11 protein-coding genes and 1 riboswitch are annotated in these 14,917 nt (G+C 73.9%); of the genes, 1 reads left to right on the forward strand and 10 read right to left on the reverse strand.

Going from position 1 to position 14,917, the window contains the following annotated elements; genetic code table 11:
* Positions 1–18: 18 nt before the first annotated feature.
* From IAG43_RS12550 to IAG43_RS12580, 7 genes are all read right to left on the reverse strand, one after another.
* Positions 19–672 (reverse strand): LysM peptidoglycan-binding domain-containing protein, encoded by a 654-nt coding sequence (locus IAG43_RS12550; RefSeq protein ID WP_187740839.1) that lies wholly within the window; start codon positions 670–672, stop codon positions 19–21.
* Positions 673–675: 3 nt separating this feature from the next.
* A riboswitch (cyclic di-AMP (ydaO/yuaA leader) is annotated at positions 676–847 on the reverse strand.
* Positions 848–1,119: 272 nt separating this feature from the next.
* Positions 1,120–2,073 carry a LysM peptidoglycan-binding domain-containing protein gene (locus tag IAG43_RS12555; protein ID WP_187740840.1) on the reverse strand — a complete coding sequence of 318 codons (954 nt, stop codon included), beginning with the start codon at positions 2,071–2,073 and terminating at the stop codon, positions 1,120–1,122.
* A 139-nt stretch (positions 2,074–2,212) separates the two neighbouring features.
* Positions 2,213–3,466 carry a cytochrome P450 family protein gene (locus IAG43_RS12560; protein WP_187740841.1) on the reverse strand — a complete coding sequence of 418 codons (1,254 nt, stop codon included), beginning with the start codon at positions 3,464–3,466 and terminating at the stop codon, positions 2,213–2,215.
* A gap of 175 nt (positions 3,467–3,641) precedes the next feature.
* Positions 3,642–4,631: a nucleoside triphosphate pyrophosphohydrolase gene (locus tag IAG43_RS12565; protein WP_187740842.1), complete on the reverse strand. Its 990-nt coding sequence runs from the start codon at positions 4,629–4,631 to the stop codon at positions 3,642–3,644.
* A 51-nt stretch (positions 4,632–4,682) separates the two neighbouring features.
* Positions 4,683–5,333 carry a SurA N-terminal domain-containing protein gene (locus IAG43_RS12570; protein WP_187740843.1) on the reverse strand — a complete coding sequence of 217 codons (651 nt, stop codon included), beginning with the start codon at positions 5,331–5,333 and terminating at the stop codon, positions 4,683–4,685.
* A 170-nt stretch (positions 5,334–5,503) separates the two neighbouring features.
* Positions 5,504–5,911 carry a GtrA family protein gene (locus tag IAG43_RS12575; protein WP_187740844.1) on the reverse strand — a complete coding sequence of 136 codons (408 nt, stop codon included), beginning with the start codon at positions 5,909–5,911 and terminating at the stop codon, positions 5,504–5,506.
* On the reverse strand, positions 5,908–6,882 hold the full coding sequence (locus tag IAG43_RS12580; protein WP_187740845.1) for a glycosyltransferase family 2 protein: 975 nt from the start codon (positions 6,880–6,882) through the stop codon (positions 5,908–5,910). The genes IAG43_RS12575 and IAG43_RS12580 overlap by 4 nt, the downstream gene beginning before the upstream one ends.
* Before the next feature lie 126 nt (positions 6,883–7,008).
* Between IAG43_RS12580 and IAG43_RS12585 the strand changes: the two genes are divergently transcribed.
* Positions 7,009–9,429 (forward strand): YfhO family protein, encoded by a 2,421-nt coding sequence (locus tag IAG43_RS12585; RefSeq protein ID WP_187740846.1) that lies wholly within the window; start codon positions 7,009–7,011, stop codon positions 9,427–9,429.
* 1,042 nt (positions 9,430–10,471) lie between these two features.
* Here the strand turns inward: IAG43_RS12585 and IAG43_RS12590 are convergent.
* From IAG43_RS12590 to IAG43_RS12600, 3 genes are all read right to left on the reverse strand, one after another.
* Positions 10,472–11,977 (reverse strand): serine/threonine-protein kinase, encoded by a 1,506-nt coding sequence (locus tag IAG43_RS12590; protein ID WP_187740847.1) that lies wholly within the window; start codon positions 11,975–11,977, stop codon positions 10,472–10,474.
* Complete coding sequence (locus tag IAG43_RS12595) at positions 11,974–12,591, reverse strand: hypothetical protein (protein ID WP_187740848.1); 618 nt, start codon at positions 12,589–12,591, stop codon at positions 11,974–11,976. The genes IAG43_RS12590 and IAG43_RS12595 overlap by 4 nt, the downstream gene beginning before the upstream one ends.
* Before the next feature lie 124 nt (positions 12,592–12,715).
* Positions 12,716–14,773 carry an N-6 DNA methylase gene (locus tag IAG43_RS12600; protein ID WP_187740849.1) on the reverse strand — a complete coding sequence of 686 codons (2,058 nt, stop codon included), beginning with the start codon at positions 14,771–14,773 and terminating at the stop codon, positions 12,716–12,718.
* Between the last annotated feature and the right edge of the window lie 144 nt (positions 14,774–14,917).

Consider the following 14,917-nt stretch of genomic DNA (forward strand, 5'->3'; position numbering starts at 1 on the left):
GCCGTGGGGCGGGCGGAGTCAGCTCAGGTGCAGCTGCTGGCCCGGGTGGATGACGTCGGCGTCCTCGACGACGTCCTTGTTGAGCTCGAACAGCTTCTCCCAGCCGCCCTCGACCTTCTCGGCCTTCGCGATCGAGCTGAGGGTGTCGCCGGCCAGGACCTTGTACTCGCCGTCGCCCTTCTTGAAGCTCTTCGCCCCGGCGGACTTCTTCGGCGCGGGGGCCTCGGCGCGGTCGGAGCGGGTGGTCGGGGCCTCGGCACGCTTCTCGGCGGGCTGCTCGGCGGCGCCGCCGTCGTAGGCGGCGCTCGACAGACCGACGCCGCAGCTCGGCCAGGCACCCTTGCCCTGACCCGCGAGCACCTTCTCGGCGACGGCTATCTGCTGGGCCTTGCTGGCCTGGTCCGCGGTGGAGGCGTAGGCGGTGCCGCCGTAGGCGGCCCAGGTGGAGGCGGAGAACTGCAGGCCGCCGTAGTAGCCGTTGCCCGTGTTGATGGACCAGTCGCCGCCGGACTCGCACTGGGCGACCTTGTCCCACTCGGAGGCGGTCGCGGCGGAGGCGGAGCCGGCACCCAGGAGCGGGGCGGCGATGGCGGCACCGGCGACGCCGGCGAGCGCGGCGACGCGGGCGATCTTCGACGGACGGCGGTGCTTGGCAATGCCGGAACGCAGCATGGACGTACTCCTCACCGACGCCTGCGAGGTGAGCTGTCGGGTTCGGGCCGGAAAGTTGCCCGGCCGCGCGTCCTTGCGCGCGGCTCCACCCCTAGCCGTGACCGGCGTCCTCCTCGGACGGCCGGGGCCGGCACCTACCTGGGTCCCCCGCTCCTGCCTTCGGCGCTTTTCGAGCGTCGACTGTTCCCCCCGACCGACGGCAGGATTCGGCGTTTCGGTCAGCGGTGCCCGCGGTGGCGAGCGGAACGACCGTAAACACACCGCTCCCCGATGTTCAAAGGCGAACATCGGGGAGAATTCGGACGAAGCGTCACCGGCACCGGAGGTGTTTCCGCAGGTCGTGGCCGAGATGACCGAAATCGGCCGCCGAAAAGGGCGAGTTGCGGCAAAGAGACCCTTGTCTCACTCGCACAGATCGGACATTTACCGTCGAACCGACCTGGTGAACTACTCCTGCTCCAGGCCGAGATCGAGGCTCTGACCGGGCAGGATGAGGTCGGGGTCGTCGCCCACGGTCGCCTCGTTGGCCTTGTAGAGGGCGGCCCAGCCGCCGGGGACCTCCTGCTCGCCGGCGATGGCCCAGAGGCTGTCCCCCGTCTGCACCGTGTACGCCCCGGCCGGAGCGGAACCGGTCACACCGTCACGTGCCGCACCGTCACCCCGTGAGGCGTGGCGGCCCCCGTCGCGGTCCTCGCCGCCGTCCGCCGGCGCGGCCGGATCCGCCGCCTCGGCGTCCTCGCGGGCCGGCTCGCCGCGGTGCTTGCCCGTGGCGCCGTCGGCAGGCGAGGACGACCCGCCGGCCGGGGGCTCCTCCTCCTCGCGCGCCTCGGGGGCGGACGGCGTGCCGGCGGGCTCCGAGGCCTCGGGGGCCGGCTCCGCGTCCTTCTCCGGCTTCTCGGCCTCGGGCTCCGGGGTCACCGCGGCGTCTCCCGTCGCGGCGTCCCGCTGCCCCTCCTTCTTCACCTCGGGCTCCGGCTTCAGCAGGTCCCGGGGCAGGGCGCCGGGGTCGACGCCGCTGTCGGCGCCGTCGTCCACCAGGCCCGCCACGATCGCGCACGCCTGCCAGGCCTCGGGCCCCTGGGCGCCGAGGACCTTCTCCGCGACGGCGATCTGCTGCGAGCGGCTCGCGAGGTCCGCGCTCGGCGCGTACGCGGTGCCGCCGAAGCTCTCCCAGGTCTCCTGCGAGAGCTGGAGACCGCCGTAGTAGCCGTTGCCCGTGTCGATGGACCAGTTGCCGCCGGACTCGCACTCGGCGACGCGGTCCCAGGTGGAGGCGTCGGCGGCGGACGCGGAGCCCGCGCCGAGCAGCGGGATGGCGATGGCCGATCCGGTCACCCCCGCCGCGACGACGATGGCCGGTGCCTGACGGGGGCGGCGGTGACGTCCGTTCCCGGAGCGCATGCGGTTGCCTTTCGCGTGACTGCTGAGGCCCGTGTGACCTTGCGAGGTCCTCGGGTGGGGGTGAACGTAGCCGCATTCGAACGCAAGTCACAAGTCGATGCAGCAGAGATCACGTGAAAGTCACATTCCTGACGGTCCGTCACCTCGCGGTGGGGGTGAACTCGACGGGCAGCGTGCGCAATCCGCGCATGATGAGCCCTCCCCGCCAGCGCAGATCACCCGAATCCACCGCAAGCCGCAGATCCGGTGCACGCCGCAGCAGCGTCGCGAGCGCCGTCTGCCCCTCCAGCCGGGCGAGCGGTGCGCCGAGGCAGTAGTGGATGCCGTGCCCGTAACCCAGATGCTGGTTGTCGGCACGTGACAGATCGAGGGTGTCCGGGTCCGCGAACCGCGCCGGGTCCCGGTCCGCGGCGGCGAGGACCACCAGGACCGGGTCCCCGGCGGCCACCGGCTGCCCGCCGATGGTGAGCGGTTCGGTCGCGAACCGCCAGGTGGCCAGCTCCACCGGACCGTCCCAGCGCAGGAGTTCCTCCACCCCCGTCTCCAGCAGCGCGCTCTCGCCCGCGGCGAGCGAGGACTGCAGGCGCTCGCGCTGGGCGGGATTGCGGAGCAGCGCGTACACGCCGTTGCCGATGAGGTTCACCGTGGTCTCGAAACCGGCGAAGAGGAGGATGAAGGCCATCGCGGCCGCCTCGTTCTCGGTCAGGTGCTCACCGTGGTCCGAGGCCCGGATGAGACCGGAGATCAGGTCGTCGCCCGGCTGCTCGCGCTTGCGGTGGATCAGCTCGGCCAGGTAGCCGCGCATCTTCTTCACCGAGCGCGCCACCCCGCCGCGCGGGCCGCCGCCGTGCCGGATCATCATGCCGGCCCAGTCCCGGAAGTCGTCCTGGTCCTCGGGCGGGACGCCGAGCAGGTCGCAGATGGCGTAGATGGGGAGCGGGAAGGCGAACTCGTGGATGAGGTCCGCGCTCCCCTTCTCCGCGAAGCCGTCGATCAGCCGGTCCGTCAGCTCCTGCACCCGCGGCGCGAACTCCGCCACCCGGCGCGGCGTGAACGCCTTCGACACCAGCCGCCGGAGCCTGGTGTGGTCCGGCGGGTCGATGTTGAGCAGGTGGGTCATCAACTCGGCCTTGCGCTCACCGGGGATGCCGGTCCTGCCCCGGGCGTGCGCGGGCTCGGCGTGGTGCACGGGATTCTTCGAGAGCCGCTGGTCGGCGAGGGCCTGCCGGGCGTCCGCGTAGCGCGTCACCAGCCATGCCTCCACCCCGGACGGCAGTGTGGTGCGGTGCACGGGCGCGTGCTCGCGCAGCCAGGCGTAGGCCGGGTACGGGTCGGTGGCGAACTCCCAGGTGAAGAGTTCGGGGGCGGCGGGCGGCGTTTCCGGGGCGTTCACGCCACGACGGTATCCGGACCGCCGGACGCATGCGCCCGCTGTCCCGGGCCGCCGCCCTCACGGCCGCCGAGCCCTCGGGACGCGCCCCGAGCGCCCACGCACCGGTGGAGGCGCCGGCCGGGCCCGCACCCCGGCGGCCGCGCCGGAGGGCCTCACGCCGGCCGAGGGCCCGCCCTCACCCCCCGGCGGCCCGGCCGCCGAGGCCCTCCGCCGCGCGGACGGCGTCCCGGTAGGCGCGGGCGGCCGCGCGCAGGGCCGCCTCCGGGTCGGTCCCGACCGCCTCCGCGGCCACGGCGAGGGCCAGGAGCTCGTAACCGACGTCCTCGCCCGCCGGGACGGCCACGTCCAGCCCCGCCGTGCGGACCCGGGAGGCGAGCTTGGCCGCGAGCGCCAGACCGGGCTGGCCGAGCGGCACCCCGTCGGTGACCGACTCCCGCTGCTTCTCGATCGCCTTGGTGCGCAGCCAGTGGGCCTTGACCTCCTCCGGCGTCTCGGCCTTCTCGTCGCCGAAGACGTGGGGATGCCGGTGGATCAGCTTCTCGACGATCGTGGCGGCCACGTCGTCGACGGAGAACGGCTCCCCGGCGTCCTCCTCGGCGATCCGGGCGTGGAAGACGACCTGGAGCAGCACGTCGCCGAGCTCCTCGCGCAACTCGGTGCGGTCGCCGTCCTCGATGGCCTCGACGAGCTCGTACGCCTCCTCGATGCCGTACTTGGCGAGCCCGCGATGGGTCTGCCGCGACGACCAGGGGCACTCCCTGCGGATCCGGTCCATGACCTCGACCAGGTCGAGCAGCCGGGCGCCCGGGAGGTCGTAGGAGCCGGGCAGCAGCTCCAGGCCGGGCATGGCGACCCGCCCCGAACCGGCGAGCCGGGCCAGGCCGTCGGTGAGCGGGGACTCGCCCGCCCCGGAGGTGACGACCACCACCGTCCGGCCGCCCGCACAGACGGCGACCAGCTCCTCGGCACCCGGCACGCCCGGCTCGACGGTGACGCCCGCCTCCCGCAGATACGGCAGCTGCGGATGGGCCTCGTCGGCGCAGCACACCCGGTCGGCGGAGCGCAGCGCCTGCCAGGCGGGCCAGGACAGCAGCCCCGGGGCGACCCGGTGACTGGCGGTGAGAAGGACGATTCGGCCGGTGTCGACGGATGCTTCTGCGGTCACCCGTCGAACCTACCGCGCCGCCCGGAGCAGGCGCCGACGAGCGCCGGTGCCTCAGGCGCCCGCCGGGACGGGCTCCTCCTCCTTGGTGACCTGGGTGATCCAGGGCGCCTTGTAGGCGCCGAGCTCCAGCTTGGCGTCGTCCCAGGCCCCGTAGCGGGGGTTCACGTCGATGTCGAGGGCCTTCGCGGCGACGGTGAAGGCCTCGTTCATCTTCTGCTGGCCCTCGGGGGTGTTGGTGGCTCCGATGGCCTCGGCGATCTTGCCGACCAGGACGTCCCGGCGGACCACGGCGTCGAGCTGGTCGGGGGCGACACCGCGCTGCTGGAGGTACATGGCGGCCATCTGCTCGTCGCCGCCGGACTGCTGGGCGAGCGCCGCCCTGGCCGCCTGGACCTCCTTGCGGCTGACGCTCACGCCCGCGTCGTCGGCCGCCCGGGCCACCACCCGGTCGACGATCAGGTCGTAGAGCTTGGCCCGGCCCAGCTGCCCGGTGTCCTTGATCAGCTGTGCCGCCTGCTCCGACGACTGCTGCGCGTCGCGTACGTCCCTGACCTGGGCCTGCACGGTGGACACCTCGATGCGCTGCCCGCCCACGACGGCCGCGGCCCCGGGGTGGGCCTCGCTGCCGCAGGCGGCGAGCAGCGGCACGGCGGCGACGAGGGCGGCGGAGAGGGTGAGCGCGGTACGACGGCGGCGGTGCAAAGGAGCCTCCCGGGGGCGAGATTGTGCATCGGTGCACAAGGCCTTGCGGTGATCGATGGTAGGCAGTCGGAGTGGCGTGGGCCACTGATTCGCCAAACGATTCGCCAGGCGGTCGGATGCGGGGGCCCGCACGGCCCCCCGGCCCGCGCCCCCAGGAGCGGACGAAGCGGCTAAGCCACCGGTTCGCGCGCCCGCTCCGGCGGCCGGCGGTCCGGGCCGAGCATGATCGTGCGGGAGACGACGAAGGTCACCGGGATCGCCGCCCCGGCCGCGATCAGCGGCGCGTACGCGCGGTTCTGCCCGAGCACGTCCACCAGCAGCCACACCCCGCCGGTGGTGACGGCGAAGTTCGCCGCGTTGGTCAGCGGGAACAGCAGGAACTTCCGCCAGGTCGGACGCGTGCGGTAGGTGAAGTACGAGGTCAGGAAGAACGAGCCGACCATGCTCAGTCCGAACGCCGCCACATGCGCCGCCACGTACGGCAGCCAGCGCAGCAGCACCAGGTAGAGGCCGTAGTACGTGCCGGTGTTCACCACCCCGACCGACGCGAACCTGACGATCTGGCCCCGTAGGGTCATCGGCCTACCAGTTCCCCCGAGCGCCTGTTGCGGTCGTCGTCCTGCCGGGGAAGGCCGGCGTTGGTCGCCTTCACCAGGAAGTGCGGTCTGCGCTTCACCTCGTAGTAAATACGCCCGACGTACTCGCCGACGACCCCCAGCATCAGCATCTGCACACCGGCGAGCGCGATGACCGCCACCAGCAGGGTGACATATCCCGGGGTGTCCACGCCGTTCACCATCGCGACACCGACGATCCAGGACGCGTACACCGTCGCCACGCCGAGCAGCAGCATTCCCAGATAGATCGCCGCCCGCAGCGGCTTGTTGTTGAACGAGAGCAGACCGTCCAGTCCGTAGTTGAGCAGCTTCCCGAAACTCCACTTGGAGCGCCCCTGCTCCCGTACCGCGTTCTCGTACTCGAACGTCGTCGTGCGGAATCCGACCCAGGCGAAAATCCCCTTCGAGAAGCGGTTGTACTCGGTGAGCTCCAGGATCGCGTCGACCGTGCGGCGCGACAGCAGGCGGAAGTCGCCGACGCCGTCCACCAGCTCCACGTCCACCAGCCGGTTGATCAGCCAGTAGTAGGCGCGCGCGGTGACGGTACGGGTGACCCGGTCGCCCGTACGGGTGCGCTTGGCGATGACCTGGTCGTAGCCCTCGTCGTGCAGCGCCAGCATGCGGCGGACCAGCTCCGGCGGGTGCTGGAGGTCGGCGTCCATGATGACCACCGCGTCGCCTCCGGCGTGCCGGAGACCGGCGAGCATCGCCGCCTCCTTGCCGAAGTTGCGGCTGAAGGAGACGTACCGGGTACGGGGATCGGCGCCGGCGATCTCCTGGAGGAGGTCGAGAGTCCGGTCCTGGCTTCCGTCGTCCACGTAGACCAGCTCGAATTCCTGCCCGAGCAGTTCGAGTTCGGCGGTCACATGGGCGTGGAAACGGCCGATGATCTCCTCTTCGTTGAAACAGGGGACCACTATCGAGATCAGCACGGAAGAACAACAACCCGCCCGAATGTCGCACCCCGGTGCACCGGATGGCCTGCGGGCGACCATTGCGTGAACTGACGTGCCCGGGCCCCTGATTCCGCCCTCCGCGCTGGCATATTCGAGCACATCATGAGGAATCCGCTCTCCGCGCGCCGACGGGCCGCGGCCTTCGCAGCGCTGATCACCGCCGGGGCGGTGACCGCCGGCGACCTCGCCGCCCGCACCTTCCCCTTCGGCCCGCGCACCCGCAGCGTGAACGACCTGGGCAACCAGTTCGTCCCGTTCCACGCCCGCCTGTGGGACCTGCTCCACGGACGGACCGACGGGGGCCTGCTGCTCGACTGGCAGTCCGGCTACGGCAGCAACGCGCTCACCGACCTCGGGACCTACCTCACCAGCCCGTTCTCGGTGCTGGTGGCCCTCTTCCCGCGCGACGGCATCGACCTGGCCGTGTACGTCGTCACCCTGGTCAAGACCGCGGTGGCGGCGGCCGCCATGACCTGGCTGCTCACCGCCCTCCACAAGGGACGCGGCCGGCGCTGGGCGGCGGGTGTGCTCGGCGCCTCCTACGCCCTGTGCGGCTGGTCCGTCACCGAGGCGTCGTACAACCCCATGTGGCTCGACGGGCTGATCGCCTTCCCGCTGCTCTGCCTGACCGCCGAATGGGCGCGCACCGGCCGGCGCCCGCTCCTCGGCCCCGTACTCGTCGCCCTCGCCTGGACCGCCAACTTCTACACCGCCTACATGGCCGTCCTGGGCGCCGCCCTCGTCCTGACCGCCAGACTGCTGCTCGACGGAACCAGCGGCCGGGAACGGACCCGGGCGCTGCTGCGCGCGACCCGCACGGTGCTGCTCGGCACCGGGCTCGCCGCCCCGGTCCTCATCCCCGTGTACCTCGGCTCGACACACGCCTACCCCGGCTGGACCAAGGAGTTCACGCCAGCGTCCTGGACGGACGTGCTCGCCCGCACGCTGCCCGCCACGTACAGCTTCTTCACCCCGGCGGTCTTCACGGGCGGCGCCACGCTGCTCCTCGCCCTCGCCCTCGCCTTCCACCGGGCCGTGCCCCGGCGCGAGCGGCTGGTGTGGACGGTGCTGACCGCCGCCGTCGCCCTCTCCCTCCAGTGGGGGCCCACCCACCTCCTCTGGCACGCCTTCGCCACCCCGAACGGCAGCCCCTACCGGCAGACGTTCGTCCTCGCGGGCATCGCCGTCATCGCCGCCTGGACCTGCCTCTCCCGCGGCTGGCCGGACCGCCGCGCGCTCGCCGGCGGCACCGCCGCCGTACTCGTCCTCGCGCTCGGCGCCACCGGCAGCGAACTCGCCCGGCGCGAGGCGTACCTGCTCCTCGCGGCGGGCCTCGCCGCCGCCGTCGCCGGACTGGTGCTCGCCGCACGCGGGCGGGCCGTGGCGGTGGCCGCCGTACTGCTCACGGCGGCCGTGGCGGGGCAGGCCGCGGCGACCACCGCGTACGCAGACCGGGAACGGCCGCTGCGCCTCGACCACTATCCGCCGTGGGGCGCCGACCACGACGCCCGCGCCGCCGCCGTCGCGGCCGCCGACGGCTGGCCCGCCTACCGCACCGACCCCGGCCGCACCCAGCTCACCGCGAACGACGCGCTGCTGCTCGGCGGGCAGGGCGGCGCGTACTACAGCAGCCACACCGCCGACGTGTGGACCCGCACCCTCTCGGCGCTCGGCGGCGGCTGGACATCGCGCGGGCGCAGCCTCCAGTCCCTGGACAACCCGGTCACGGACGCCGTGTTCTCGGTCGGCGCCCGCATACGGAGCGCGCCCGGTGGCGAACCGCGGACCGTCCGCCGGGAGGTGCCGCCGCTGGTCACCGTGCGGCCGGGCGGCGGGGAACAGGCCTACGGGGATTCGCCGTTCCGCAACCAGGAGCTGCTGCTCGGCGCCCGCGTCTACGAACCGGCGGCGGACGGAGCGTGCCGCGCGGGCACAGAGGTCTTCCTCTGGGCCCCCGACTGGACCGGGACCGCCCGCCTCGGCGACAACCCGCCGCAACGGCTGCTCGGCGGGCAGCCCAAGCGGCGCGCCGCACTCACCCCGCTCGGCACGGCGCACACCGCCGGGGAACGCGTCACCTACCGGGGCGAGGCGCCCCGGGACGCGGAGATCGGCTGCCTGGACCCGGCCCGGCTCTCCGCCGCCGTGGACGCGCTCCGCCGGACCGGCGCGGTCTCCGTGGAGGTCTCCGCGAACGGCGTCACCGCGGAGATGCCGCCCGGCAGCACGGGAGTCGCGGTGATCGCGGCGCCCCGGATCGCGGGGTGGTCCTGCGGAGGGCGTCCGGCGGACGCGTATCTCGGCCTCGTCGCGGTCCCCCTCGACGGAAGCCGCACGACGGTGAGCTGCTCCTTCCGCCCCCCGGGGGTGCTCGCGGGCGCGGCGGTGGGTCTGATGGCGCTCCTGGGGGTCGTCGCCACCGTGCTGGTCACGAGGCGTACGGGGCGTGGCCCCGCGGGACCGGGCCACGCGCCCGGGGGGCCGGCTGCACGGGGAGCGGTGCGTGCGGCTGTGAGGGCTTAGCCCGCGGGGGGTGCCCGCGGGTGCGGGTGCGTGGTGGGGTGCGGGTGTGGGGGTGGCGCACCCACGCTGCGCGCGGGGTGTCCTTGCCGGACGAGGTGGTTCGGTGCGGGTGTGTGGGTGGCGCACCCACGCTGCGCGCGGGGTGTCCTTGCCGGACGAGGTGGTTCGGTGCGGGTGTGTGGGTGGCGCACCCACGCTGCGCGCGGGTTGTCCTCAGACGCCGGACAGGCTTTGTTGCCCGGTCGGGCATGTTTCTTCTGTGCGGGCGGGGGTGGTGCACCCCCGCTCCGCGCGGGTGTCCTCAAACGCCGGACGGGCTTGAGTTGCCCGAACCGGGTCCGCACCGCCGGACGAAAGTTGCGGGTCCCTCCGGAGGCTAGAGCGCCCGCTCGCCCCAGACCTACGTCGCCCTAACTGGACGACCGTCGGGCGCTTACGCCTCCTGCGCGCCCCGTGTCCGCGGCGGACGCACCGGCCGGACGGGGGGAGGGAGCAGTTCCGGCTGCGGGTAGGTGGGTGCAGGGGGGCCGTCCGAGAGGACACCTCGCGCGCGCAGCGGAGGTGGGAAAGCCACCCGGTCCCGCGATTGAGGACACGGCACCAGGCCATGCCGCGAACAGCACACGCGGCCACAGATGCTCACGACGACCGGGGCCGCGGACGAAGAGACAGCCCCGACACCGGCGGGCCGGTACGTTCCCCGGGGACACGGGGCGCGCAGGAGGCGTAAGCGGCCGACGGTCCTCCGGCTAGGGCAGGTCAAGTCTGGGGCGAGCGGGCGCTCTAGCCTCCGGAGGGACCCGCAACTCCCACTCCACGCACCGGACCAGCGCCGTGCAACCCAAGCCCGTCCGGCGCTTGAGGACACCCGCGCGCAGCGGGGGTGCACCACCCCCGCCCGCACAAAAGGCGCAAGCCCAACCCCGCACCCAAGCCCGTCCGGCGTCTGAGGACAACCCGCGCGCAGCGGGGGTGCGCCACCCACACACCCGCACCCAAACGGAACCCGCGCCCCCGCGGACACCGCACCCGCCCCCGCGGGCTACGCGCTGAAGCGTTGTTGGCGGGCGAGGGCGCGGCGCAGCTCCCCCGGGAAGGGGTGGTAGGGGCCGTACGCCAGTTCCGCGTCGTAGAGGAGGGACCTGAACTGCCCCTGGGCCGCCGCGTGGTCGCCCACGGCGAGGAGGAGGTGGCCGATCCGGTGCCGGACCTGGAAGGCCCGGTCGCGGTCCGTGGTCTCGTAGTACGGCAGGACCGCCCGGTACTCCGCCAGGGCGGCGGCGGGTTCGCCGAGTTGCTCCAGGCACTGGGCCGCGTCGTGGCGGAACTGGAGGGTTCCCGGGTCGGACGGGCCGGCCTCCGCCGTGCGGTCGTCGGCGAGGCGCCGCAGCTCCGGCAGGGCGCGGCGGTACTGGCCGTCGTCCATGAGGGTGGCGGCGTACTGCTTGCGCAGGATGCGCACGACGGGTGACCGTTCGCCGTGTTCGGCGGCGGCCGCCGGGAGGATGCCGCCGAGGACGTCGACGGCCCGGGTGATGCTGCCTTCGCCGAGGAGCCGTTTGACCTCGTCGACCGCGGCCGCGACGTCCGGGCGGGGTGCGGGGACGGCCGGGGGTGTGACGGGCTGCGGCGGCACGCCCGCGCGGTCGGGCCAGGGGGCGTGGGGGCGTACGAAGGGCCGGGTCGGGTCGAGGGGGCCGGTCCGCCCGCCGGGTGACGGCAGCAGGGGGCGGAGGGCTTCGTAGACGTCCTGCGCCCCGGACGGCCGGTGCTGGGGGTCCTTGGCGAGGAGGTGGAGGACGATCGCCTCGAGCGCCTCGGGGATCTCGGGGCGGAGCTGGCGCACCGGGAGCGGCGGTTCGTGGAGGTGCCGGTGGAGTACGCCGAGCGCGGTGGAGCCGGCGAACGGCACGGTGCCGCTGAGGAGTTCGTGGAGCAGCACGCCGAGGGCGTAGAGGTCGGTGTACGGGCCGACGGCGCCGCCCATCGCCTGTTCGGGGGCCATGTAGGCGGGGCTGCCGATGGGCGAGCCGGTGTGGGTGAGGCGGGTGGTGTCGGTGTCGATGACGGAGGCGACGCCGAGGTCGAGGACGGTGACCGTCCCGTCGGGCTTGACCATGACGTTGCGCGGTTTGAGGTCGCGGTGGACGATCGGCACCGCGTGGACGGCGCCGAGTACGGAGCAGAGCTGTGCCGCGACGCCGACGGCCCATTCCCACGGGTAGGGCTCGTGTTCGGCGAGGTGGTCGGCGAGGTCGGCGCCTTCGACGTACTGCATGACGAGGTAGAGGTCGTCGCCGTCGCTGCCGGCGTCGTGCACGGTGACCAGGCCGGGGTGGCAGACCTGGGCGGTGACGCGGCACTCGCGGACGAAGCGGCGGCGCATCTCGTCGGCGGCGGTGGCGGCCGCCATGTGGTCGGGGCGCAGCAGTTTCACGGCGACGCGGCGGTCGAGCCGGCCGTCGTAGGCGGTCCAGACCTGGCCCATGCCGCCCTGTCCGATGAGTGCGGAGAGCTCGTAGCGGCCTCCGACGACCCGTCCGTTCACCGGGCGCCGCCCCGGTCGCCGGGTCCGGTGTCCCGGTGGTCGGTGCCGCGCAGCAGGTCGCTCAGCTCGTCGAGTTCGGCGCGGACCTGGTCGATGCGCGGGGGGACGGGCGGGGGCGTGGGGTGGTGGGCGGGCGTGGGGTGGTGGGCGGGGCCGGCGGGTATCGGCGGGGGATAGCCGTACGCGGGCGGCGGCGTGTAGGGGCCGTACGGGGAGCCGGGCGCCGGGTGGTGTCCGATGGGGGCCGTGCGCGGCTGCTGGTGGTGCCGGATGTCGGTGACCAGGTAGTGCACGGGGACGCCGATCGCGAGAGTGAAGAGGGCGGCGAGGCACACCCAGTCCACGGGCCGCGGGTCCTGCTGGGCCGAGTCCGTCGTGGCTTCGGTGCCGAACTCCCCCATCACGACGAGCGAGGTCACGGCGGCGACCAGGGAGATCCAGAACAGCACCCAGTCGGTGCGCCTGCCGCGCATGATCGCGATGCGCAGCATGGTGCCCCAGGCGAGGAGTCCGAAGCTGAGCAGCGCGAGCGCCACGAGGACGACGCGCACGACGACGAGCAGCGCTGTCGAGGGGCGCGAGGGCTGCGGCGGCGCGTAGCCGTGGCCGTGCATTCCTGCTCCTGGGGTGCCTGGGGACGGGACGGAGGCGGACTGAAGCGTATACACCGACACCGACACGCGGCGGCGGGTTGTACGGAACGGTTGTCCGGTACGTCACTCCCGTCGGCCGCGCGGGTCACTCCGGCAGCACGCTGCCGTCGGTGAGGCCGTCGTAGAGGCCCTGGACGAGCTGTTCGCCGAGGCGGCCGGCGAGGCGGAGCGCGTCCTCGAACTCGGCGAGGGCGCGGAAGCGTTCGCCGTAGCGGCGCTGGTCGGCGAGGGGGAGCCGGGGGAGCTGGATGCGGCGGACGTCGAGGCGGGTGGCCGTGGACGCGTAGCTGCTGGCCTGCCGCTGGTTGGCGCTGCCGCGCAGGAACCCGGCGAGGAACCAGGCGTCGAGCGCGGCCGGGTCGGGGCGCAGCAGTTGGAGGTTGCGGCCGAGCGCGGCGCCGGCGAGCGCGTCGCAGGCGACCCGGACGACGGTGCCGCTGCCGAGTACGGGGACGACGATGTCGCCCCTCTCGATGAGTACGGGCTCTTCCTCGGGGCCTTCGGGCAGGGTGCCGGTGGGGCCGCGTCCGGCGAGCACGTCCTGTTCGGTCAGCACGGCGGGCGGTGCTTCGGCGCGGGCGGTGCCGGCGCCTCCGGCGCGCAGGACGAGGTCCTGGGCGCGGGCGAGTTCGCCGACGGTGGTGGAGGGCCAGGCGGCGGGTGCGGCGGGGGGTGCGGGGCGGGCGGGGCGCGGGGTGAGTTCGGCGGTGCGGCCGAGGGTGCGGGTGAGCCGTTCCCGCACCCGGCCGAGTTCGTCGGCGCCGCCGGCGGCGGGCGGGGGCAGGTGGCGGGCGGGGGCGAGGTCCACGTCGTCGTCGAGGAGTTCGACGACGGGGACGGCCCGGCTGACCCCGGGGTTCTCCTCGACCGTGCCGTGCCGGTCGAAGGGGCCCCAGGCGTCGAGCACGGCGGTGCGCAGTGCCGTCCAGTCGAGCCGGTCGCGGCCCGCGACGGCTGTTTCGGTGCCGGCCTGTCCGGCGGCGGTGTCGACGACGAGCAGTCCGGCCGCGGGCCGGTCGGCGAGGCCGGGCCGGCGCAGCACCCACAGGTGCAGGGGGATGCCGTACGGCGGGGCGGCGCCGGCCGGGAGGGCGACGACGGCGCGCAGCGCGCCCCGGCGCAGCAGTCCGGCTCTGATCCGGCGGCCGGAGCGGCGGGACGCGGCGGCGGGCGGCATCAGCAGCACGGCCGTGCCGCCGGGCCGCAGCCGGGCGAGGGCGTGCTGGACCCAGGCGAGTTCGGACTCGGTGCGGGCGGGGAAGCCGTACTCCCAGCGGGGGTCGTAGGCGAGTTCGTCGTGGCCCCAGTTGCGTTCGTTGAAGGGCGGGTGGCAGAGCACGGCGTCGGCGGCGAGCTCGCCGTAGGCGTCGGCCCGCAGGGCGTCGCCTGCCTCGGTGCGGATGTCGGCGCCGGTGTGCAGGGCCAGGCGCAGGGCGCTGAGCGCCGCGAGGCCGGGGTCGGCGTCCTGGGCGAGGAGGCGGGCCGGGCGGCGGACGGCGCGCAGCAGTGCGCCGGTGCCCGCGGCCGGGTCGAGGACGGTGCCGCCGACGGGGACGAGGGCGGCCATCAGGTCGGCGAGGCCGGGCGGGGTGAGGCTGTACTGGCGCGGGTTGGCGTCGAGATGGCGTTTGAGCAGGAATTCGAAGGCCTGGCGGGCTCCGGTCTCGGCGGCGAGTTCGGCGATCCCCCGCAGCAGGGGTACGGCGTCGGCGAGTTCCGCGGCGTCCGGGACGGTGACGGTGTGCCGCGGGCCGAAGCGGGCGGTGAGCGCCTCGTCGAGCGCGGGGGGCAGCACCTCGGCGAGGCGCGGGTCGGAGACGGCGGCCGCCTCCAGCCAGACGGCGGGCCGGTCGTGGACGAGGAGCAGGACTGCGCCGGCCTGGACAAGGGCGGTGACGCCGCCGCCGGTGTGGGCGGCGAACTGCTGCCAGATCCGTTCCCGCAGGGGGACCTCGGCGAGTTTGCCCTGGTCGCGGAGCCACCGTTCGACGTCGGCGAGGGCGAAGGACGGGCTGGTCTCGGAGCCGCCGACGGGCTTGGGGAAGTCGGCGTGCCTGCGCCGCCAGTTGCTCACTGCCGCGCGTCCGACACCGGCGAGTCTGGCGATCTGGGCGGCGGTCACCTCCGCCGCGTTCTCCTGCACCCGCATCCCCCTCGGCCGGCCCGATCAGTTGGTCACGCTGCTGTAACGGCGATCCTAGCGACTGCGCGGACAGCCCGCTTCACAGCGTGCCCACACTGTAAGCCCAAGATCTCGTGTTGACTCGGTTCACAAGCTCTGCTGTTA

The sequence above is a fragment of the Streptomyces genisteinicus genome (assembly GCF_014489615.1).
Classification (GTDB): Bacteria; Actinomycetota; Actinomycetes; order Streptomycetales; family Streptomycetaceae; genus Streptomyces; species Streptomyces genisteinicus.